21 protein-coding genes are annotated in these 21,069 nt (G+C 59.4%); 15 read left to right on the top strand and 6 right to left on the bottom strand.

Translation table 11 applies throughout. The features are described 5' to 3' along the window. Window positions 1-42: 42 nt before the first annotated feature. On the top strand, window positions 43-1,473 hold the full coding sequence (locus LF252_RS15880; RefSeq protein ID WP_226270568.1) for a DEAD/DEAH box helicase: 1,431 nt from the start codon (window positions 43-45) through the stop codon (window positions 1,471-1,473). Window positions 1,474-1,560: 87 nt separating this feature from the next. Here the strand turns inward: LF252_RS15880 and LF252_RS15885 are convergent, their stop codons facing one another. From LF252_RS15885 to LF252_RS15895, 3 genes are all read right to left on the bottom strand, one after another. Next, window positions 1,561-2,019 (bottom strand): hypothetical protein, encoded by a 459-nt coding sequence (locus tag LF252_RS15885; protein WP_226270569.1) that lies wholly within the window; start codon window positions 2,017-2,019, stop codon window positions 1,561-1,563. A gap of 132 nt (window positions 2,020-2,151) precedes the next feature. Then, a complete protein-coding gene (upp, locus tag LF252_RS15890; RefSeq protein WP_317197865.1) occupies window positions 2,152-2,868 on the bottom strand; it encodes a uracil phosphoribosyltransferase in 717 nt (238 codons plus the stop codon). Continuing rightward, window positions 2,844-3,779 (bottom strand): GNAT family N-acetyltransferase, encoded by a 936-nt coding sequence (locus tag LF252_RS15895; RefSeq protein WP_226270570.1) that lies wholly within the window; start codon window positions 3,777-3,779, stop codon window positions 2,844-2,846. Before LF252_RS15895 ends, upp begins: the two co-directional genes overlap by 25 nt. A 112-nt stretch (window positions 3,780-3,891) precedes the next feature. Here LF252_RS15895 and LF252_RS15900 point away from each other — a divergent pair, with 112 nt between their 5' ends. The 11 genes from LF252_RS15900 (at window position 3,892) to LF252_RS15950 (ending at window position 15,007) form a co-directional block, all read left to right on the top strand. Then, window positions 3,892-5,799: a hypothetical protein gene (locus tag LF252_RS15900; protein ID WP_226270571.1), complete on the top strand. Its 1,908-nt coding sequence runs from the start codon at window positions 3,892-3,894 to the stop codon at window positions 5,797-5,799. Window positions 5,800-5,810: 11 nt separating this feature from the next. After that, entirely contained in the window at window positions 5,811-6,167 is a 357-nt protein-coding gene (locus LF252_RS15905) for a hypothetical protein (protein ID WP_226270572.1), read from the top strand. Between the two features lie 430 nt (window positions 6,168-6,597). Then, complete coding sequence (locus LF252_RS15910; RefSeq protein WP_226270573.1) at window positions 6,598-6,960, top strand: hypothetical protein; 363 nt, start codon at window positions 6,598-6,600, stop codon at window positions 6,958-6,960. Continuing rightward, complete coding sequence (locus LF252_RS15915) at window positions 6,961-7,557, top strand: YceI family protein (protein WP_226270574.1); 597 nt, start codon at window positions 6,961-6,963, stop codon at window positions 7,555-7,557. A gap of 35 nt (window positions 7,558-7,592) precedes the next feature. After that, on the top strand, window positions 7,593-8,516 hold the full coding sequence (locus LF252_RS15920) for a DUF5777 family beta-barrel protein (protein ID WP_226270575.1): 924 nt from the start codon (window positions 7,593-7,595) through the stop codon (window positions 8,514-8,516). Window positions 8,517-8,561: 45 nt separating this feature from the next. Beyond that, entirely contained in the window at window positions 8,562-9,005 is a 444-nt protein-coding gene (locus LF252_RS15925; RefSeq protein WP_226270576.1) for a CHRD domain-containing protein, read from the top strand. Window positions 9,006-9,144: 139 nt separating this feature from the next. Then, complete coding sequence (locus tag LF252_RS15930) at window positions 9,145-10,989, top strand: ABC transporter ATP-binding protein (RefSeq protein ID WP_226270577.1); 1,845 nt, start codon at window positions 9,145-9,147, stop codon at window positions 10,987-10,989. Window positions 10,990-11,114: 125 nt separating this feature from the next. Continuing rightward, window positions 11,115-11,558 carry a hypothetical protein gene (locus LF252_RS15935; protein WP_226270578.1) on the top strand — a complete coding sequence of 148 codons (444 nt, stop codon included), beginning with the start codon at window positions 11,115-11,117 and terminating at the stop codon, window positions 11,556-11,558. Between the two features lie 12 nt (window positions 11,559-11,570). Further along, a complete protein-coding gene (gene lpcA, locus LF252_RS15940) occupies window positions 11,571-12,161 on the top strand; it encodes a D-sedoheptulose 7-phosphate isomerase (protein ID WP_226270579.1) in 591 nt (196 codons plus the stop codon). 188 nt (window positions 12,162-12,349) lie between these two features. Then, window positions 12,350-13,888: a YifB family Mg chelatase-like AAA ATPase gene (locus tag LF252_RS15945; RefSeq protein WP_226270580.1), complete on the top strand. Its 1,539-nt coding sequence runs from the start codon at window positions 12,350-12,352 to the stop codon at window positions 13,886-13,888. 33 nt (window positions 13,889-13,921) lie between these two features. Continuing rightward, window positions 13,922-15,007, top strand: coding sequence for a quinone-dependent dihydroorotate dehydrogenase (locus tag LF252_RS15950; RefSeq protein ID WP_226270581.1), 1,086 nt, complete (start codon window positions 13,922-13,924; stop codon window positions 15,005-15,007). Window positions 15,008-15,016: 9 nt separating this feature from the next. Here the strand turns inward: LF252_RS15950 and LF252_RS15955 are convergent, their stop codons facing one another. Both LF252_RS15955 and LF252_RS15960 read right to left on the bottom strand, forming a co-directional pair. Beyond that, window positions 15,017-15,682, bottom strand: coding sequence for a DUF2306 domain-containing protein (locus LF252_RS15955; RefSeq protein WP_226270582.1), 666 nt, complete (start codon window positions 15,680-15,682; stop codon window positions 15,017-15,019). A gap of 121 nt (window positions 15,683-15,803) precedes the next feature. Further along, entirely contained in the window at window positions 15,804-16,904 is a 1,101-nt protein-coding gene (locus LF252_RS15960) for an acyloxyacyl hydrolase (RefSeq protein WP_226270583.1), read from the bottom strand. 272 nt (window positions 16,905-17,176) lie between these two features. Here LF252_RS15960 and LF252_RS15965 point away from each other — a divergent pair, with 272 nt between their 5' ends. The 3 genes from LF252_RS15965 to LF252_RS15975 all read left to right on the top strand — a co-directional run bounded on the left by LF252_RS15965 (window position 17,177) and on the right by LF252_RS15975 (window position 19,479). Further along, window positions 17,177-17,920, top strand: coding sequence for a porin family protein (locus tag LF252_RS15965; protein WP_226270584.1), 744 nt, complete (start codon window positions 17,177-17,179; stop codon window positions 17,918-17,920). A gap of 173 nt (window positions 17,921-18,093) precedes the next feature. Further along, window positions 18,094-18,753: a porin family protein gene (locus LF252_RS15970; RefSeq protein ID WP_226270585.1), complete on the top strand. Its 660-nt coding sequence runs from the start codon at window positions 18,094-18,096 to the stop codon at window positions 18,751-18,753. Window positions 18,754-18,882: 129 nt separating this feature from the next. Further along, window positions 18,883-19,479 carry a porin family protein gene (locus LF252_RS15975; protein ID WP_226270586.1) on the top strand — a complete coding sequence of 199 codons (597 nt, stop codon included), beginning with the start codon at window positions 18,883-18,885 and terminating at the stop codon, window positions 19,477-19,479. Between the two features lie 192 nt (window positions 19,480-19,671). Here the strand turns inward: LF252_RS15975 and LF252_RS15980 are convergent, their stop codons facing one another. Beyond that, a complete protein-coding gene (locus LF252_RS15980; RefSeq protein WP_226270587.1) occupies window positions 19,672-21,036 on the bottom strand; it encodes a dipeptidase in 1,365 nt (454 codons plus the stop codon). Between the last annotated feature and the right edge of the window lie 33 nt (window positions 21,037-21,069).

Consider the following 21,069-nt stretch of genomic DNA (forward strand, 5'->3'; position numbering starts at 1 on the left):
CGGATTCCGCGTACCTTTGTGGTTTACAATACGCTTTGCCCCATGTCTGACACGCCGCAGCCGCTTACTTTCGCCGATTTCAAGCTCAACAAGCAACTGCTGACGGCAGTGGAGGAAGCTGGCTTCACGGAGCCCACGCCCGTGCAGCAACAAACCATTCCGCTGCTGCTGGCCGGCCACGACGTGCTGGGCATTGCCCAAACCGGCACCGGCAAAACGGCTGCCTTCGGCCTGCCGCTACTGATGAAGGTGAAGTACGCCCAAGGCATCCATCCACGGGCCCTGGTGCTGGCCCCCACCCGGGAGTTGGCCATGCAGTTGGAAACCCACCTGAAAAAACTGGCCACTTACACGGACCTGCGCATTTTCGCCATTTACGGCGGTCTGGGACCCAAAACCCAGATTGAAACCATTGCCAAGGGTGTGGATATTCTGATTGCCACGCCAGGCCGCCTGATGGAACTGTACCTGAAGGGTGACCTGGTGCTGAAGGAGCTGAAAACCCTGGTGCTGGACGAGGCCGACAAGATGATGGACATGGGCTTCATGCCCCAGATCCGGCGCATCCTGGAGGTGATTCCGCGCAAACGGCAGAACGTGCTGTTCTCGGCTACCATGCCCGAGAAGGTGACCACGCTGAGCGAGGAGTTCCTGGAATTCCCGGTGCGGGTAGAGGTAACACCGGCCGCCACCTCGGCCCAAACGGTGCACCAGACGCTGTACGAGGTACCCAACCTACTCACCAAAATCAACCTGCTGGAGTACCTGTTCCTCGACTGGGACACCTTCCACCGCGTAATGATTTTTACGCGCACCAAGGAACACGCCGATAACGTGGCCAGCTTCCTGCAGCGCAAAGCCCACGGCGAGGTGCGGGCCATTCACGGCAACAAGGGCCAGAACATGCGCATCAACGCCATGGAGGCCTTTAAAGCTGGTGACGTGCGGTTTTTGGTGGCTACCGACGTGGCGGCCCGCGGCATCGATGTACCGCAGGTGTCACACGTAATCAACTTCGACGTGCCGCTGGTGTACGACGACTACGTGCACCGCATTGGCCGCACCGGCCGGGCCCAGCACACGGGGGCGGCCATTACGTTTGCCAACGAGGCTGAGATGTTCCATATGGAGCGCATTGCCGAACTGATTCGGCAGGAAATTCCGCTGGAACCTATTCCGGAGGGCGTGGAAATTGCCAAAACCAGCTTCGATGAGCAGCAGAGTATGGACCGGGAAAAGGACGAGCGGCGCAAGCGCGAAGACCCCACCTTCCAGGGGGCTTTCCACGAGCGGAAAGAGTGGGTGAAGCCCGGCGTTACCATCGATAAGCGCACCGGCCGCGAGTACGTGGCCGGCCCCAACCGCAGCCAGAAAGGCAAGAAGGTAAACCCCTCAAAGGGTAAATCCTCCTCCCCTGCGGCCAAGGCCGCCAAAGCCGCCAAAGGCCGCGCCGAGCATCGTCGCAAGCGATAAGCATTGGCGCAAAGCCAAGCAAAACGGCCTGTCATCCGAGAATATTCTGGATGACAGGCCGTTTTGCTTACAGGCAGACTTGCAGGCCTACCGGTAGTGGTCGAAGATGGGCAGGTGGCTGAAGCGCACCGCCAGCAGCGTGAAGGTGAAACCCCAAAAAGCGGCGCTCCAGGCCATATGCAGCAGAATGCGCCAGCGTGGCACGTGCAACTGCGTGGCAATAACGGTGCCCCCCACCGGGCTAAACAGGATGGGCGTAAGGAAGGCAATTCCCACCATACCAAAGCGCCGGTAAATGCTGACAATAGTACGGCTGCGGCGGTTGAACAGGGGTTTGCCCTTCTCTTCACGCTTACGCCGCATGTGCAGGGCCCACTGCCGGCCCAGCCCCGAAATCAGTACCACCGTCGTCATCATACCCGCCACCGACAGGCCCCACACCCAGGCCATGGGCAGCCCGGCGGCTACCCCGGCAATGGGCGCCGCCACAAACTTGAACATGCCAATGGCAAACACGGTGGCGTATTTAAGCAAATCGGGCAGCACGGTACTTGAATGCGTGGGAGAATGAAGATAACAGGTGCGCCGCGAAACGGTTAGTTCCGCCGGGTTAGCACTTTGTTATCAACCGATACTTGAACGTGTATCCTGGAGCTGTGCTTGCGGGTGCGCGTTCAATTATAGCTTGCTGCCGTACGACAGGTCGCCGGCGTCGCCGAGGCCGGGCACAATGTAGGCCTGCTCGTTGAGGCCCTGGTCGATGGCAGCAACCCAGAGAGTGGCTTCGGGAATTTCGCGGGTCACGTACTCCACGCCTTGGGGGCTGGCAATAACGGCGGCAATGTGCACCTGCCGGGGCGTACCGAAGCGCAGCATGGCCCGGTACGTTTGCACCAGGCTTTTGCCCGAGGCCAGCATAGGGTCGGCCAGAACCAGCACCCGCTCATCGAGGCGCGGGGCCGAGAGGTAGTCCACCTGCACCTGCACCTGGGCCGTGCCCTCAATGCGGTAAGCGGCGGCAAACGCGGAGGGCGACTGGTCGAAGTAGTTCAGGAAGCCCTGGTGGAAGGGCAGACCGGCCCGCAGCACGGTGGCCAGCACCGGAAAATCGTGGAGGTGCTTGCTGCTGGACTCGCCCAGCGGCGTTTTCACCGTTTTATCGGTGTAGCTCAGCTGGGAGCTGATTTTGTAGGCAATGATTTCGCCCAGACGCTGCAGGTTGCGGCGGAAACGCAGGGAGTCCTGCTGCACCGATACGTCGCGCAGCTCGGCCAGGAAGTGGTTGGCAACGGATGGCTCGGCACACACCACGTGTACGCGCGGGTTGGCGGCCGCAGCCGCGGCGGCGGAGTAATCAACGGAAGAAGGCGTCAGCGCATCCATTTCAGATACCAAGGGCGTTGGGTGAAGAATAGGGCCGTGTACGACACGGGCACGGCCCCGAAATTGGCGAAAAAACGGGCAATAGACGGTATCATGCCGCCCTCAAAATCGAGGATCAGCTCCGGCGTGCCCGCGTGCCGCCGGATGGCCGCATCTACCAGGGCTAACGGAGCCGCCAGCTTTTTACCTTCGGCAGAGGCCGCCGCGAACAAATAAATCAGCCGGGACCGGTACCGCACAAACAGTGCCCCGGCCAGCAGCTCGCCGCTACTGGAGTGACGCACTTCGTGCAGCTCCAGCAGCTGCCGGGCCTGCAGCGCGGCCACCAACCGGCGCAGAATGGTGTAGTGCCGATTTTTGAGGCGAGCGGCCGGGCCCTGAGTTTGCTGGAACAGTGCAAGCAGCGGCTCAACATCAGTGGTAGTCTGCACGGGGCCCAGCTCCGGAGCCGGCCGGCGCAGGCGGCGGCGGTAGTCGGCGCAGTAACCGGCTTGCAGTGCTTCGTAGGGCAGCTGAAGCGGTAAATGGTAAGTCTGGCGGGCCTGCACAGCAACTGGGGTTGGGGCGGCCACCAGTCGGTTTTGTTCGTTCAGCTGCGCGTAGAAGCGCGTGTAGCGGGGCTGCACCAGAGCTGGCCAGGAACCTACTAAGCTTGCGAACATCTTAGCCCCCACCGCGCCTAGTTGCTGCGTAAAGGGTGGCTGGTACACCTCCCGTCCCCAGGGCCACCACTTCACCGGCAACGGCCACACCGTCAGGTAACGGCCGGTTTCAGGCTCTATTTCTACCAGCGCATCCCAGCGGCCGGCCGTGGCCTGCAGCCACCAGCTGGCGGCGTACGGAACCGCCTGCGGGGCCGAATCGACGCAGGCGTCCCAGGCAGCCAGGTCCAGTTCCGAGAAGCGCAGCAGGCGAAACGACATGCCCAAAGGTACTGCCGGGCAGCATCCGGCGTTAGTAGTTGCGGCCAATCCTACCACAAACTCCGTAGGTTTGCTTATCCACGCGCCGGCTTCGCCGTACATGGCTCTGCTTATGAGAAATTCTTACCTATTCGCACTGGGCTTGCTGAGCCTGCTGGCTGCCCCCGCTGCCGCCCAGGATACGCCCGCCCGCCCCACCGACGGCCAAGGTAACTGGCTCACCTACGACCAGCCGCCCAAGCCTGCCAAGCCGGCCAAACCCGAAAACGTGGCGGCCACTAAGCCGCAGCCAGCCGTATCAGGCAAAACTACCATGGGTACTACCTACGTGCCCTTAGATGCCGATATCTACCGCCTGATTGACCGGTACGTGATTCTGCACGGGCCTGACTCGTTGGGCGACCCGCACACCTCGGTGCGGCCTTACACCCGCGCCGCCGTGGCCCGGCTGGCCGAGCGGATGCTGCAGGATTCCTCGGCCGGCTTGTCGCGGCAGGACCGGTTCAACATCCGCTACCTGCTGCGCGACAACTGGCACGATGCCCGGCTGGATTCGGCGGTGAACGTGCGGGAGCGGCCCATCCTGAAGTATTTCTACCAGCGGCCTTCCGACCTGTACAGCGTGGAGCAGCCGGAGTTTTCCCTGCGCGTGAACCCCGTGCTGGGCCTGAGCCTGGGCAACTCCGATGGGGCCAAAAGCTATTCCTTCCTCAACACCCGCGGGGTGCAGGTAGAGGGCACCATTGATAAACGGCTCGGTTTCTACGCCTTCTTGGCCGATAACCAGATGGCCGTGCCGCTGTACGTGCAGGATCGGGTGGATCGTGACCGGGCCGTGCCGCACGAGGGCTTCTGGAAACCGTTCAAAACCACCGGCGGGCAGTACGATTTCCTGTCGGCGCGGGGCTACCTCACGTATGCGGCCGGCCGCCACGTAAGCCTGCAGCTGGGCCACGACCGGAACCAGATTGGCAACGGCTACCGCAGCCTCATCCTGTCGGACTACTCCTCGCCCTACCTGTTTCTGAAGGTGCAGACGCGCATCTGGAAGTTCCAGTACCAGAACCTGTTTGCCCAGCTCATGGCCGATCCCGGCGACCTGGACGCGTCCTACGACCGGAAGTTTCTGGCCATGCACCACCTGAGCCTCGATGTACTGCCGAACCTCAACATTGGGGTATTTGAGAGCGTACTCACGGCCTCGTCGCGGCGGGATTCGGTGATTCGCAACGGGCAGGTGCAGGTGCAGCGCCGCAACACCTTCGATATTCAGTACCTCAATCCGGTTATCTTCTACCGCACCATTGAGCAAAGTACCGGCTCGCAGGACGGCAACGCCCTGCTGGGCCTCGACTTCAAGTGGAACCTCTGGCAGCGGGTGCAGCTATACGGGCAGCTAGTGCTGGATGAGTTTGTGCTGAGCCAGGTGCGCAGCGGCAACGGCTGGTGGGCCAATAAGCAGTCGGTGCAGTTGGGGGCCAAATACATCAATGTGGCCGGCATCCGCAACTTCGACCTGCAGGGTGAGTTCAACTTCATTCGGCCTTACACCTACCAGGCCCTCGACAAATTCCGGAGCTACCAGAACGCCGCTCAGCCGCTGGCTCATCCCATGGGAGCCAACTTGTGGGAGCTGATTGGCATTGCCAGCTTCCAACCCCTCCCCCGCCTTAATGTAGTGGCTAAAGGCTTCCTGGTGCGCCAGGGCCTCGACCCCGCTGGCCAGAACTACGGCTCCAACGTGCTGCTGCCCTACGATGACCGGCCCCGCGACGCCAACGGGCAGGTGCGGGAGTACGGCTTCTTCATAGGCAACGGCATCAGCTCCTACCTGCTGCACGGCGACCTGACCGGCTCTTGGCAGGCGGCCCACAACCTGTGGCTGGATGGCAAGGTCATCTACCGGCACCGCACCTACGAGGCCGGCCGTACGCCCCCGCCCAACTTCACGGCCGATGGCGGCGTGCTGGCCTCGGTGGGCCTGCGCTGGAACATTTCCCAGCGTCTGCACGAGTTTTAATAGGTTCCGCCATGCGCCACGAATCCGCCGTAACGCTGCTGTATCGCCCCGTGAATCAGGCTGAGCTGGACCTGATTGCGGCTTCGGGGTGGCTGGAGTTTCCGCCGCGCCTGCCGGAGCAGCCGTTCTTTTACCCCGTGCTCAATGAGCAGTACGCCGCCCAGATTGCCCGCGACTGGAACGTGCCCTATTACGGAGTGGGCTACGTGCTGCGGTTTGCCGTGGAAGCCGACTACGCCGACTCGTTTCCGGTGCAGAACGTGGGCAACCGGGAGCATAACGAGCTGTGGATACCGGCCGAGGAGCTACCCGAATTCAACCGCCACATCATTGGGCAGATTGAAGTAATCGGCGTGTTCGGCTCCTGACCCTATCCTTGTCCTTTCACACACAAAAAAGGGCCGTCGCGTTACTGCGGCGGGCCTTTTTTATTGGGTTTATCGTGCAAGGCTAGGTATAGTGTTGGCTGAACACATGGATACGGAACCCAGCCAACTCCCATTCTGAATAAAAGCCTGATTCGACATCTGTGAAACGCCGTTCGCCCTGTATAAAGCCCTGTTCACCTAATTTTTATAGTCATTCAGAGAAAGGAGAAATACAAACGCAGGGCTGTCACGTACGTTTGTCCGACTTCGGGAATCTTTCTCAATTTGGGAAAAAGATTGCTAGTGTTAACGCACGGCATGTCTTACCGAACTCGCTCAGTTTGCAGAATTACAACCTCTTACCCAAGCTCTAGCCAGCTTCCTGGCTTGGGTTCCTCCGCTTCGGCTTCCCAGCTCTTCTACCTCCTCTATGCCACACCGTTACTTTGCTTATCTCACCGTTGCTCTATTGAGTAGTTGTGCCTACGATAATGCCGCCAACATCAAACCAGCCGTAGTATGCAACACCCCAACCACGGTTAGCTACGCCCTGAATATTACTCCCCTGCTGGACCGTAATTGCCGCAGCTGCCACAATGCTGTGTTGCTCTCCGGCAACGTCAACCTTGAAGACTATAACGAAGTGCAGGCCCGGGCCAAAAGCGGCCTGCTGATGGGGGTGGTAACGCACGCTCCTGGTTTTCAGCAAATGCCCCAGGGAGGTGCCAAGCTCTCCGACTGTGACATTGCCCTCCTGCAGCAGTGGGTAACTGCCGGTGCACCCAACAACTAGATGGTCACCCACTTTGTACGCCGGGCAACACTTGCCAGATGGGGCACGCTGGCGTTGCTGAGCCTGGGCAGCCTGAGCGGCTATGCGCAGGGACGCTACATGACGCAAACCGGTTCGGTCAGCTTCTTCTCGACCAGCATCATCGAGGATATTGAGGCGCGTACCGAGGAGGTATCAGCCATTTTCGACCTGCAGAACGGGCAACTCGCCTTTAGCATCCCCATCAAGTCGTTTCAGTTCAAGCGCACCCTCATGCAGGAGCACTTCAACGAGAACTACATGGAATCGGGGCGTTTTCCGAAAGCCACCTTCCGGGGTAAGGTGTTGGACCTGGACATGAGCGGCCTGCTGAAAGGTGGCTCCCAGCGCGCCACGGTAGAAGGCGACCTTACCATTCATGGCGTAACGCGCCACATCACGGTGCCCGGCATTCTGGAGCTCAGCCAGGGTACCCTGCTGGTAAACGCCTATTTCAACGTGGCCCCAGCCGACTACAATATTGAGATTCCGCTGCTGGTGCGCGAGAATATTGCCAAGATAGTAGGCGTGAAAGTGCGCCTGGCCTGCGAGCCGGCCACCCAGATTTCGGCCAAGTAACCTCCTGTTTTCCCATTATCCTCACTTCTGCCTCTATGCGGCTACATTTCTACTATTCATTCCGTCGGTTGTGCGTGGCGCTGGCCCTTTTGCTGGGGCTGGCGGCTCCGGCCCTAGCGCAAGACGACGACCTGCTGGGCCAGCTGGAGAAGCAAACCAACGCCCAGCCCACCCGCGAAACCGTGCAGGCTACTTTCAAAAGCACCCGCCTCATCAACGGGCACACCGTGGAAACCCCGGGCCAGGGCACCCTGGTTTTTCTGATTTCGCACCGCTTCGGGACGCTTAACAGCGGCGCTTACAATTTCTTCGGGCTCGACCAGGCCACCATTCGTCTGGGGCTGGAATACGCCGTTACCGACCACCTGGAAATTGGCGTTGGGCGCAGCTCGCTGGGCAAAACGCTGGATGGCTTTGCCAAATACCGGGTCATTACCCAGTCGACGGGGGCGCGGGCCATGCCCGTGAGCCTGACGCTGTTTGGCAGCACGGCCCTGACCACCATCAAGTACAACGACAACATCGACCACACCCTGCCGCGCCGCCTTACCTATACTTACCAGGCCCTGCTGGCGCGCAAGTTCAGCGACAACCTCTCGCTGCAGCTCATGCCGACGCTGGTACACCGCAACCTGGTGATGGAAGGCCGGGACGCCAACGATGTGTACGCCCTGGGCGTGGGTGGCCGCCAGAAAATCACCAAGCGCACCTCCATTAACGTGGAGTACTACTACCTAATGCCCGACAGCAAGCCTACCGGTGTGCGCAATGCCGTGGCTGCCGGCTTGGACATTGAAACCGGCGGCCACGTGTTTCAGCTGCACGTGACCAACTCGCAGGGTATGATTGAAAAACACTTTGTAAGTGAAACCCGCGGCAACTTCTTCAAAGGCGACATCTATTTCGGCTTCAACGTGAACCGCAACTTCACGGTGCGCCCCAAGAAAGGATTCCGCTAACCCTTCAACTTCTCACCAACCATTTCCCTTTTTTCCCATTTTCTCATGCTACACAAAATTACTTCTCTAATTCTGGCCGCTGGCCTGCTCACGCTGGGTGCTTGCAAAAACGATGATGACAACAACCAGCCTGCCAGCAACACGGTAAACGTGTCAGCTACGCTGGATGGTAAGCAGGAAGTACCCGCCAACTCCTCGGCCGCTACCGGCACCATGACGGGCACCTACGACAAGACCACCCGCACGCTTACCTATAAAGTAACGTACTCCGGTATTACGCCCTCCATGGGCCATATTCACCAGGCAGCCCCGGGCGTAAACGGTGGCGTGATTGTGCCGTTCTCCAGCGTAGCTACCTCGCCCATCAGCGGCACGGCTACTCTCTCGGAGGCCGATGGGGCCAAGCTGCTCAGCGGCGAAACCTACGTGAACCTGCACACGCAGGCCTACACCGGCGGCGAAATACGCGGCAACATGACGGTAAAGTAATCTGCAGGCGAAATCGTTTGACGATACACAGCCCCCGGCGCGCAGGTGTCGGGGGCTGTGTGCGTTCCGGGGGTGCTACGGCTGGCCTTGCCACCGTATAGGCCTCGCCGCAGGTAATGCCGTACCTTTGCCTGTTCCGATGAAGACTTACCTCCGCATTCTGCAATACGCCCGGCCCTGGGCGGTGTTTCTGCCGCAGTACCTGCTGTTCACCATGCTGACCATCTTCTTCAGCATCGGCAACTTTACGCTCATCATTCCGCTGCTGAGCGTGCTGTTTGATAAAACGGACAAGGTGCCAGCCAAAGCCCCCAGCCACATTCCGGATTTTCACCCGACTATCCAATGGGTGACGGATACGTTCAACTTCTTCTTCGCGCAAGTGCTGGCGCAGCGCGGCAAGCTGGGGGCCCTTGCTTTTGTGTGCGGGGTGGTGGTGGTGTCGGTGCTGCTGAGCAATGTGTTCCGGTACCTGAGCCTGCGCCTGCTAGCCACGGTGCGGGCCCGCGTGATTCGGAACCTGCGCCGCGACCTGTATTACCGTATCTTGAGCCTGCCGCTGGGCTTTTTTGGCACCGAGCGGAAGGGGGATTTGATGTCGCGCTTCACGGCTGACGTGCAGGAGGTGGAAACCTCGGTGGTGAATACCATGACGGCCGTTATCAAAGAGCCGCTCACCATCATTGCCTACTTCGCGGTGCTGTTCCACATTTCCACGCCGCTCACGCTGTTCACGCTGATTCTGCTGCCAATTTCGGGCGGTATCATTGCCACCGTGGCCAAGCGCCTGCGCACCCAGGCCAAACAAAGCCAGAGCACCCTGGGCACCATGTTGTCGGTGATTGACGAAACGCTGGGTGGCATCCGGGTAATCAAAGCGTTCAACGCTCAGGAGTACATCAAAGGCAAGTTTGAGGACCAGAACGACCTGTACGCCCGCACGTCCCGGGCCATTGATAACACCCGGGACCTGGCCTCGCCCTTCTCGGAGTTTGCGGGCGTGTCGGTAGTGGCTGGGCTGTTGTATTTCGGAGGCACACTGATTCTGGGTGGCCAGTCGAGCCTCGACGGACAAACGTTTATCGGGTACGTAGTGCTGTTTTCGCAGGTACTCACGCCGGCCAAGGCGCTGTCGGCTTCGTTTGGCAACATCCAGCGCGGGCTGGTGGCCGGCGAGCGGGTGCTGAGCATCATCGACACCGAGCCGGCCATCCGCGACAAGCCCGACGCCCAGCTGCTGCCCGCCTTCGAGCACCAGATTGAGCTGCGCAACCTGCAGTTCGGCTACGCCGACGTGCCCGTGCTGCAGGACATCAACCTGACGATTCCAAAGGGCAAAACCGTGGCCCTGGTGGGCCCCAGCGGCGGCGGCAAGAGCACCCTGGCCGACCTGCTCCCCCGCTTCTACGACCCCACCGGCGGCCAGCTGCTCATCGACGGCCACGACGTGCGCGACTGCACCATTCACTCGGTGCGCGACCAGATGGGCATCGTAACGCAGGAAAGCATCCTGTTCAACGACACCATCTTCAACAACATCCGCTTCAACACCGAAGCAACCGAAGCCGAGGTGCTGGAAGCTGCCCGCATTGCTAATGCCCATGACTTCATTATGGCCTCGCCGGAGGGCTACCACACGATGATTGGTGACCGGGGTAGCCGCCTGAGCGGGGGCCAGCGCCAGCGCCTGAGCATTGCCCGCGCCATTCTGCGCAACCCGCCCATCCTGATTCTGGACGAAGCCACCTCAGCCCTCGACACGGAGAGCGAAAAGCTGGTACAAGAAGCCCTTACCCGCTTGATGCAGAACCGCACCAGCCTGGTTATTGCCCACCGCCTGAGCACCGTGCAGCACGCCGATGAAATTGTGGTGCTGCAGCACGGCCGAATTGTGGAGCGCGGCACCCACGAGGAGCTGCTGCGCCAGGGCGGCCTCTACCAGCGCCTCAACACGCTGCAGGCGACCAACGCGGCCTTGGTGTAGATGAGAGGCAGCAGAGATGACGCTGGTAGCTCAACACTGCGAAAGCGCTATATTTAATCCGTTCCAGTGGCTCCTGCGTATTACGGGCTACTTTCTCTCTCCTCCACCACAACCACCTGACGCTCATGCTTGCTCTTAAACGATTGGTAACCATCCTAGTGATGGTATTCTTGCTGCTGGCTCTGCTGATTCTGCTGGTACCCTCCGTGCAGAGTAGTTTTGCCAGCATGGCCGACTCCCGCGAAAGTCTGCTGTTTGGCCTGTTCGTAACGGCCACTGTTCTACTGGGCCTGCAGCTGCTCACCGAAAACCTGGACAGCGTGATGCTGCGCCGGGACGTGGCCGCCCGCGAAGGCAAAATCAACGAGCTGAAAGCCCGCCTCTACGACCACCAGCTGGAACAGCAGCGCACCGCCGACCGGCCGCCCGTAGTGCCCCGCACTGGTGTTACTACCTACCCGGAGCAACACCAGCCCACCTTTCCGGAATCGGACCCGGCCCTGCCCAACGCCCCCATCGACCAACCCAATTCCATCATTCCGCCGCGCAACCCTAATTATCCGGCGTAATTTCCGCGTTTCGTGACCCAACCTTCGCTTACCGGCCTCATCCAGGCCGAACTCAATGAGGCCCAGGCCGTGCTCGACCGGTTTGTGCAGAACCCGGCCAACTTGCAGGCCATTGAACAGGCTGCCCGCCTGATAGCCGCCAGCCTCGACGCCGGTGGTAAAGTGCTCACCTGCGGCAACGGCGGCTCCCTCTGCGACGCCCAGCATTTTGCCGAGGAGCTCACCGGCCGCTACCGCCAAAACCGCCGTGCCCTGGCTGCCATAGCCCTCACGGAGGCCTCCCACATGAGCTGCGTGGCCAACGACTTCGGCTACGACCACGTGTTCAGCCGCTACGTGGAGGCTTTGGGTCGCCCCGGCGACGTGCTGCTGGCTATCAGCACCAGCGGCCACTCGCCCAACGTGCTGTTGGCCGCCGAAGCGGCCCGCGCCGCTGGTATGCGCGTGGTAAGCCTCACCGGCAAAGACGGGGGCAAGCTGGCCGGCATTAGCGACGTGGAAATCCGGGCCCCGCACGCCGGCTACGCCGACCGGATTCAGGAAATCCACATCAAGGCCATCCACATTATGATTATGCTCATTGAGCAATTGGTGAAGCCGTAAGTAAGCGTAACTCCACTTTCAAGAACGTCATTCCGAGCGCAGCCGAGGAATCTCGCGTGCTGACGTCAGAATTACTTTGCAACATCAGCACGCGAGATTCCTCGGCTGCGCTCGGAATGACGTTCTTTTAGGTTGTACCTTCCGCTCTTGATACTATTCTATTCACCCGTTCTCTTTCGGCTTTATTCATGCTTACGAAAACCTTCGGCTCGGCCGTGCAAGGGGTTAATGCTTACACTATTACCATTGAAGTAGTTGTATCGCAGGGCACGGGCTTTTACGTGGTGGGCCTGCCCGATAATGCTATTAAGGAAAGCCAGCAGCGGGTTGAAGCGGCTCTGAAGTTTAAAGGGTACCGGATGCCCCGCACCAAAGTGGTAGTGAACATGGCTCCGGCCGACATTCGCAAGGAAGGCTCGGCCTACGATTTGCCCATTGCCGTGGGCATCCTGCACGCCTCCCAACAGCTCACCACCGAGCGGCTGGGTGAGTATGTAATCATGGGCGAATTGGCCCTGGATGGAGAACTGCGGCCCGTGCGGGGAGTGCTGCCCATAGCCATTCAGGCCCGAAAGGAAGGCTTCAAGGGCTTCATCCTGCCGCGGGAAAACGCCTTAGAAGCAGCCATCGTCAACAACCTCGACGTTATTCCGGTGGAAACTATGCAGGAGGCCGTGGACTTTCTGGAAGGCCGGCTGGCCATTGAGCCGGTGGTAGTGGACACCCGGGACGTATTTCAGCACTCCGCTAACCAGTACGCCGCCGATTTTGCCGATGTGCAGGGCCAGGAGAACATCAAGCGGGCCCTGGAAATTGCCGCTGCCGGCGGCCACAACGTGATTATGATAGGCCCTCCCGGCGCTGGCAAGACCATGCTGGCCAAGCGCCTGCCCAGCATTTTGCCCGCTCTGAGCATGCAGGAGGCGCTGGAAAGCACTAAAATTCATTCAGTAGCGGGTAAGCTGGGAGCCAATGCTTCGTTGCTGAATACCCGGCCTTTCAGGTCGCCGCACCACACGATTTCCGATGTGGCGTTGGTGGGCGGCGGGGGCAACCCGCAGCCCGGCGAAATCTCCCTGGCGCACAACGGCGTGCTGTTTCTGGACGAGCTGCCGGAATTTAAGCGCACCGTCCTGGAGGTGATGCGCCAGCCGCTGGAGGAGCGGCGGGTAACCATTTCGCGGGCCAAAGTCAGCATTGATTTCCCGGCCAACTTCATGCTCATAGCCAGTATGAACCCGTGTCCGTGTGGCTATTACAACCATCCGGAAAAGGAGTGCGTGTGCGGCCCTGGTGTGGTGCAGCGCTACCTCAACAAAGTATCGGGGCCGCTGCTGGACCGCATTGACCTGCACGTGGAGGTGACGCCCGTAACGTTTGACCAGATGACGGAAACCCGCCGCTCGGAGGACAGCCGCACCATTCAGGCGCGGGTGGAGGAGGCCCGCCAGAAGCAGGCCGAGCGGTTTCGGGAGTTTCCGGAAATCCACTCCAATGCCATGATGCCTTCCCAAATGGTGAAGGACATTTGCCGAATTGATGCCGCCGGCCTCACCCTCCTGAAAACGGCCATGGAGCGCCTCGGCCTCTCGGCCCGGGCCTACGACCGGATTCTGAAAGTGGCCCGCACCATTGCCGATTTGGCCAGCAGTGAGGATATCCAGCTGCCCCACCTAGCCGAAGCCATCCAGTACCGCAGCCTTGATCGGGAAGGTTGGGCAGGGTAAATGATGAAATAGTGCGTGAATGCCAGTTACTTCATGCACGCACTATTTCATCATCTCACTATTTCCCTGTTGCTTTGTGGCGTGCTATACAATGCCCTTGTCAAACCCCTGCTGTTCCGGCTGGACGCGGAGCGTGCTCACCATTTGGTATTTGAAAATCTGAAGCGGGCCTACCGGCTTCCGGGAGCAGCTGCGGCGTTGCGCAGTCTTTACGATTTCCGTCACCCCAACCTGGAGCGCGAAGTATTTGGCCTACGCTTTCGGAACCCGGTGGGCCTGGCAGCGGGCTTCGATAAAAACGCGGAGCTGACGGACGAGTTAGGGGCTCTAGGCTTTGGCTTCGTAGAAATAGGCACGGTTACGCCCCGCCCCCAATCCGGCAACCCGCAGCCTCGCTTGTTCCGCCTGCCGCAGGATGCAGCCCTCGTGAACCGCATGGGCTTCAACAACCACGGCGTGCAGGCCGCCACCACCCGCCTGCACCAGCGCCGGAATCGGGACCTGGTTATTGGTGGTAACATTGGCAAGAACAAGGATACCCCCAACGAGGATGCCGCCCACGACTATGTAGCCTGCGTGGAAGCTCTACATGAGGAAGTGGATTACTTCGTGGTGAATGTATCCTCACCAAACACGCCGGGGCTGCGGCAGCTGCAGGAGCGGGAGCCGCTGATTCAGCTGTTGCAGCAGGTGCAGGAACGCAACCAGTCGCTGCCCAAGCCTCGCCCCCTCCTGCTCAAAATTGCGCCCGACCTAACGGACCCGCAGCTGGACGATATTCTGCTCATTGCCCGCGAAACCAACCTTAGCGGTCTGGTTGCCACCAATACCACCACCAGCCGGGACGGGCTTGCCACGCCAGCCGCGCAGGTGGACGCCTTGGGTGCGGGGGGCCTCAGCGGCCGCCCCCTGCGTAAGCGGGCTACCGAGGTTATCCGGTACCTAAGCCAGCACAGCCGGGGGCAGCTTCCCATTATTGGGGTTGGCGGCATCTTCTCGCCCCAGGATGCCCGCGAAAAGCTGGAAGCCGGGGCTTCCCTACTGCAGCTTTATACGGGTTTCATTTACGAAGGCCCGGGTCTTGTTGGCCAAATCAACCAAGCCCTGACGAAGGCTTAGCTTACTGCCTCAGGCCGACGTTATTACCCGATTGGGTACGCCACCGGCGGGCACGTAGCGCCGCTGCAGCCAAATCAGCAGTGGTACCAGCACCAGGGTGGGCCACAAGAAGTTGAGCGGAAAGGTAATGAACTTAAGGCTGGTAGCCGAAAACGCGGACACTGCTGCAATGTAGGAACCCACAAAGCCCGAAATGTGGTTGCGCAGCCATTGCCCGGCCGGCCAGCTGCCAGCCCGCCGGAAGCCCCGCAACTGCCGCAAAGTGGTCATTAGCCCAATTGCGCCAAAAACTACCATGGCCAGATTGAAGGGCCGGTGCCAGATGCCGTACGCCAGTGTACCGGCGAAAATCAGCAGCCCCAGGCCGGTACTAACCCAATCATAAAGGCTGGGCTGCTGCCCCTGGCTCATGCGTTTGTGCTGCAACGAGCGGTACCCAAACTGCGCCAAGTACAAGCTAAATACGCCCGTAAGCAGCAGAAAGGTCATACTATGCAGGCTGGCCGAAATAATGGCCGTGCAGCCGGCTACCAGCATTGCATAGAAGAACACCCGCCCCCACAGTCGGTGCGCCGGGCCGCCTTTACGCACGATCAGGGCCACCGGGGCCACGAAGAATCCGGTAAAACCGGCCGCAATGTGCAGCCAGCGGTTCAGGAGCAGGAAGGTTTCCATAGTGAGCGGAGGACAGTAGTGGGGTGACGGCGTAAAGGTGCGCAGTTGGTTAGCCCACTGCAACCAACGGTTACCGAAGCACCATTTCAGCCCGCTGAAACCTCCAAAATAGCCCCTCAGCTTATAGCTTCACTCCTACCCGGCACTCAATTACATCGGCCGCGCCCCGGTGAATCTTCAGGTCTACGTTGCCGAACAGGCGGTCTGTGAAGTGGTATTTCAGCCCCAGCCGCTCGTAGTAGAACTTGTTGGATTTGTACGGATTGTAGAGGTAGAACCCCAGGTGCGACACAAACGCCAGCCGGCCAAATAGCAACTCGTGGCCCACGTAGGCCCCGGCCTTTTTTACGTCGGGCAGCCGGTCGCCGGCCCGTGCTGTATCCTGGAGCTGAGCCAGCAGACTCCGGTCGTAAAAGCCCTCTACGCCCGCTACAAGGTTACTTTTGCGGTTCACGCGGCGGCCCACCGCCAGCGTTACGGAGTTTACCAGGTAGCGGCGGTTATCGGTGGTGTTGCGCTGCTTCCAGCCTACTGAGGTGCTCAGGTTGATAAAGTTGCGCCCCAGCTCGGCAGGCTCTGGCTCGGGAGCGGTGCTCAGCGGCCGGAACGGGCGTTGCTGATGGTAGTTGAGTCCTAACAGCACCGTGGGCAGGTTGATGCCAAAGTTGGGCTTAGTGGTAGCGCCGTTGGAATAATGGTTCAGGCCCAGCCCCAGCAGCAGCCCCACGTGCTCCGACAGGGCTACATCGTACTCCAGGCGGGTTTGCAGCGTGGCGTTCAGGCGGGAGCTGACGATGGTGTTTTTGTGATTGGTGTCCTGGTTGTAGCGCACCGGGAAATAGCCCACGCCGGTGCCAATCCGGAAGTTCAGCTCCTGCCGCCGGGTGTGCCAAAAGGGCTTGTTGATGTACATGCTGGCCGCGTAGGATTTGCCCAGCACCGGGTTGTGGTAATCGTAATACACCAGCGCCAGGCCCACTTTGGGGTACTTGTACCAGGCGTGCCAGGGCTCCGAGCCGTTAGTTTGGCGCTGCAGGTTCACCTCCACGCCCGTGGGGTGTGACACCGCAAGATGTTTCACGGCAGGCGTGTGCGCAATAATGAAGCTCCCCTGCCCGTAGGCTCCTACCACTAGCGGCGCGGCGGACTGTTGCGCCCAGACTGGCGAAAATCTACTACCGATGAGTAGCGCGGCCAGGAGCCACCGGTTCCAACGCGTCATAAAGCTAAAGCATGCACTGAGGCCAAAAGTAGCAAAATCAGGCTGTTGGCCCACCGGAAACTGTTGACTTTCCGGCGTACGCTAACCATCTGCTACTGTAGAGCTTAACTGGAAACAGCCTCTTCTTTACATTGTTAATTTTAAATAAAATATGATTCTTCCCGCAACCCTATATCCGAAACTTACGCTATGAGCCCCTGAAACCACGAAGGACGTGGCTGTGCAGTTGAAAAGAGGCCGTTGGTCTGTGCGTTCAAACATCCCCTATTGACATGAAAAACTTTGCTCTCCTGGCCGCCCTGGGCGTGGCCTCTATTTCCGCCGTGCACGCCCAAGACGCTGGCGGCTTCCGCCTTGGTGTGAAAGTAGGTGGTACCTACTCTAACATTTCCGGCAACAACGTGAGCCAGATTACCGGCCCCAACTACAGCACCGACCTCGGCGACTACAAGCTGGGTTACAACGTGGGCGTAAGCACCAGCATTCCGCTTTCTTCGGATGGTTTCTTCTCCTTCGCTCCCGAGCTACTGTACAACCGCAAGGGCTACGAAATTCAGACCAAGCAGACCACTGGCCTGGCTGCCGGCGTGAAATCGGTAGAGCAGGAGCAGCAGCGCGTGCTGCACTACTTGGATGTGCCGCTGCTGGCCAAAATCAACGCTGGTGGCCTGTTCTTCGAGTTGGGCCCGCAGGTGAGCTACCTGTTCGGGTCCAAAAACAAGTCGCAGACTACTACCAAGTACACCAACGGCGACAAGGATAAGGTTGAAAATGATGGCAACTTTCTCGATTACACCGGTGTAAGCCGCGACAAAGCGTACAAGTCTGACCTGGCGCAGTTCGACATCAGCGGCGTGGCCGGTGTAGGCTACATGACCGACGGTGGCATCAGCCTGGGCCTGCGTTACGCCCGCGGCTTCAACTCTCTCATCGATACCAAAGACCAAGACAACGAGCCGAAAGCCTTCAATAACGCTTTCACGCTGCAGTTGGGCTATCTGATTCCGACTAAATAAGGCATCCTACCCGCCCGGTAACGGCCTCCCTCAACGGGGAGGCCGTTATTTTTTTCAGCTGATTCATACGCCTTTTGCCGGCAACAGCCGTTAAAGGCATCGAGCTGGCACATTTTTGGTGCGGCTGGCTCTCGTGCAATTCCCCCTTTTCTCACTCCAACTTCGTTGCACTCATGAAAAAATCCCTACTGGCCGCTGCGGCCCTCCTCGCCACCGTTGCTGTTTCTGAGTCCAAAGCCCAGGGTATTCGTTTCGGCTTGAAAGCCGGCGGCAACATGTCTAATCTCTCCGGCGACCTGACTGACGAAAGCCGCTACGAAAACAAGTTCGGTTTCCACGGTGGGGCCATGCTCAACATTGGCCTGCTCGACGACGGTTTCCTATCGGTGCAGCCCGAAGTTCTGTTTTCGCAAAAGGGCTTCAAGTTTGCTGAGAATAAGGCCTTCGGTTTGTATCAGTACAGCGGCAGCCGCACCTACAACTACATTGATGTACCGGTGCTTCTGAAAATCAATGCTGATGGATTCTTCTTTGAGGCCGGCCCGCAGTACAGCTACCTGATGAAGGTAAAGGATGAAACCAAGCGTAGCCTGAACGGCACTGTATTTACCAACTACTCCGGCACCCAAAATCTGGATAACGTAAACCGCAACGAGATTGGGTACGCCGCTGGGTTGGGCTATCAGTCGGATGCGGGGTTCCTAATTGGCATCCGCTACAACGGTTCCTTCACTGACTTTGCTAAAGACGGCTACACCGGCGACGCCGACGTGCGCAACGCCCGCAACTCAGTGTTCCAGGCCTCAGTAGGTTTTCTGCTGCCCGGCAAATAAGCTGCACTAGCTCTCTTAAAACGGCCCTGCTTCCGGTTGGAGGCAGGGCCGTTTTGTTTCTGATACCGGGTGAAGCCCGCTTTTGCGTGTAGTTTCGCGGCTTGTTCCGTTTCTCCTTTCCTTCGTTCTATGCAGAAAGCAGTTCTTTCTTTTCTAATGATAGTCGGCGTGGGCGGCGTGGCCCACGCCCAGCGCAACGTGTCGATCGGGTTGAAAGCCGGCGGTACGCTCTCCAATTTCACCGGCAAGCAGGCCGAGGCCTATAAAAACACGTTTGGTTTTCAGGCGGGCGGCTTCGCCAACATTGGCTTATCAAAGCTGTTCGCCTTTCAGCCTGAGCTTATCTATTCCCGCAAAGGCGCCAAGCTGCCTGTTTCGCCCGAGGTAACTACCCGGCTTGATTACGTGGATATGCCGCTGGTTTTCCACATTAACGTGGACGGCTTGTTCTTTGAAGCCGGTCCGCAGGTGGGTTTTCTAGTGTTGGCCCGCGACAAGACTGACAACCAAAGCATCGACGTGAAACCGCGCTACAACGCTGTGGATGCGGGCTACTTGTTTGGTTTGGGCTATCAGCGTAAAACCGGCCTGGGCGTGGGCCTGCGCTACAACGGCGGGGTTATTGACATCGAAAAATCGATGCTAGCGGGTAGCACCAAAGTGCAGAACAACATCCGCAACAGTGCATTTCAGTTGTACCTGACGTACTCGTTCCAGGGTAATTAGCTCCGCCGCCGGCTGATTTGCTGGTATAAAGGCGCGACACTTTGCGTCTCGCCGTTGAGGATGTTGTTTTTACCTGGCGCGGTTTCTGACCGTTCAACGGTAAGACGCGAAGTGTCGCGTCTCTACATCGTTCTACACAACAACGCCCAGCTACTGCAGTAGCCGGGCGTTGTTGTGTGGGCAAATTTTCTCCTAGCCTTTCACGGCGGCCGCGTAGTTGCGGTAGAAGTGCGGAATGGTTTCAATGCCCTTCAGGAAGTTGAACACGCCGTAGTGCTCGTTGGGCGAGTGGATGGCGTCACTGTCTAGGCCGAAGCCGAGCAGCACGGTATCCAGGCCCAGCTCGCTCTTGAACATGGCTACAATGGGAATGGAGCCGCCCCCGCGCGTGGGGATGGGGCGCTTGCCGAAAGTGGTTTCCATGGCATCGGCGGCGGCTTTGTAGGCCACCGAGTCGGTGGGGGTTACTACCGGTTCACCGCCGTGGTGGGGCTTTACTACCACCGTTACGCCGCTGGGGGCAATGCTTTCGAAGTGCTTCTGGAACAGGGCCGTAATTTCGTCGGACGTCTGGTTAGGCACCAGGCGCATCGAAATTTTGGCGTAGGCCTTGGAGGCAATAACCGTTTTAGCGCCCTCGCCGGTGTAGCCGCCCCAGATGCCGTTCACATCCAAGGTGGGCCGGATGCCGATGCGCTCTACGGTGGTGTAGCCCTTTTCGCCATAGGTGTCGGGCAGGCCGATGCTCTTCTTGAACTCGTCGTCGGAGTGCGGCACGCGGTTCAGCTCGGCGCGCTCCTCGTCCGTTAGCACGGCTACGTTGTTGTAGAACTCGGGGATGGTGATATGGTTGTTCTCATCGTGCAGCGAGGCAATCATCTTGCAGAGCACGTTGATGGGGTTGGCCACCGCGCCGCCGTAGAGGCCAGAGTGCAGGTCCCGGTTGGGGCCGGTTACCTCTACCTCGTGGTAGCTCAGGCCGCGCAAGCCCACCTCAATACTGGGCTCGTCGTTGGCCAGCATGCCGGTATCGGAAATCAGGATAACGTCGGCTTTCAGCTTCTCCTTGTTAGCGCGCACGAAGATGCCGAGGTTGTTGGAGCCGATTTCCTCCTCGCCCTCAATCATCACCTTGATGTTGCAGGGCAGGCCGCCCTCCTGGTTCATTACCTCCAGGGCCTTTACGTGCATGTACACCTGGCCTTTATCGTCGCAGGCGCCGCGGGCGTAAATCTTCTCGTCCTTGATAACGGGCTCGAACGGGGGCGAATCCCACAGCTCGTAGGGGTCGGCGGGCTGCACGTCGTAGTGGCCGTATACCAGCACGGTGGGCAACGCGGGGTCAATGATTTTCTCACCGTACACGATGGGGTTGCCGGCCGTGGGACACAGCTCCACGTTTTCCAGGCCAACTTCCATGAAGCGGGCTTTCAGATACTCGGCGGCCCGCAGCACGTCGCCGTGAAACTTGGGGTCGGCGGAAACCGACGGAATACGGAGCCAGTCGATGAGTTCAGTGAGGAAACGCTGCTGGTTCTGCTCGAGGTAGGAAGCCATGCGGGGTGGTTTAGGGGTTGGAAATGCGGGGGT

The organism is Hymenobacter pini (assembly GCF_020421205.1).
Lineage (GTDB): Bacteria > Bacteroidota > Bacteroidia > Cytophagales > Hymenobacteraceae > Hymenobacter > Hymenobacter pini.

Coding starts and splice junctions, on each gene's coding strand:
- LF252_RS15980 (WP_226270587.1), bottom strand. CDS start 21,036: ATGGCTTCCTACCTCGAGCAGAACCAGCAGCGTTTCCTCACTGAACTC.
- LF252_RS15910 (WP_226270573.1), top strand. CDS start 6,598: ATGCCACACCGTTACTTTGCTTATCTCACCGTTGCTCTATTGAGTAGT.
- LF252_RS15920 (WP_226270575.1), top strand. CDS start 7,593: ATGCGGCTACATTTCTACTATTCATTCCGTCGGTTGTGCGTGGCGCTG.
- LF252_RS15965 (WP_226270584.1), top strand. CDS start 17,177: ATGAAAAACTTTGCTCTCCTGGCCGCCCTGGGCGTGGCCTCTATTTCC.
- LF252_RS15975 (WP_226270586.1), top strand. CDS start 18,883: ATGCAGAAAGCAGTTCTTTCTTTTCTAATGATAGTCGGCGTGGGCGGC.
- LF252_RS15900 (WP_226270571.1), top strand. CDS start 3,892: ATGAGAAATTCTTACCTATTCGCACTGGGCTTGCTGAGCCTGCTGGCT.
- LF252_RS15945 (WP_226270580.1), top strand. CDS start 12,350: ATGCTTACGAAAACCTTCGGCTCGGCCGTGCAAGGGGTTAATGCTTAC.
- LF252_RS15970 (WP_226270585.1), top strand. CDS start 18,094: ATGAAAAAATCCCTACTGGCCGCTGCGGCCCTCCTCGCCACCGTTGCT.
- LF252_RS15955 (WP_226270582.1), bottom strand. CDS start 15,682: ATGGAAACCTTCCTGCTCCTGAACCGCTGGCTGCACATTGCGGCCGGT.
- LF252_RS15960 (WP_226270583.1), bottom strand. CDS start 16,904: ATGACGCGTTGGAACCGGTGGCTCCTGGCCGCGCTACTCATCGGTAGT.
- LF252_RS15925 (WP_226270576.1), top strand. CDS start 8,562: ATGCTACACAAAATTACTTCTCTAATTCTGGCCGCTGGCCTGCTCACG.
- LF252_RS15895 (WP_226270570.1), bottom strand. CDS start 3,779: ATGTCGTTTCGCCTGCTGCGCTTCTCGGAACTGGACCTGGCTGCCTGG.
- LF252_RS15880 (WP_226270568.1), top strand. CDS start 43: ATGTCTGACACGCCGCAGCCGCTTACTTTCGCCGATTTCAAGCTCAAC.
- LF252_RS15930 (WP_226270577.1), top strand. CDS start 9,145: ATGAAGACTTACCTCCGCATTCTGCAATACGCCCGGCCCTGGGCGGTG.
- LF252_RS15915 (WP_226270574.1), top strand. CDS start 6,961: ATGGTCACCCACTTTGTACGCCGGGCAACACTTGCCAGATGGGGCACG.
- LF252_RS15935 (WP_226270578.1), top strand. CDS start 11,115: ATGCTTGCTCTTAAACGATTGGTAACCATCCTAGTGATGGTATTCTTG.
- LF252_RS15950 (WP_226270581.1), top strand. CDS start 13,922: ATGCACGCACTATTTCATCATCTCACTATTTCCCTGTTGCTTTGTGGC.
- LF252_RS15905 (WP_226270572.1), top strand. CDS start 5,811: ATGCGCCACGAATCCGCCGTAACGCTGCTGTATCGCCCCGTGAATCAG.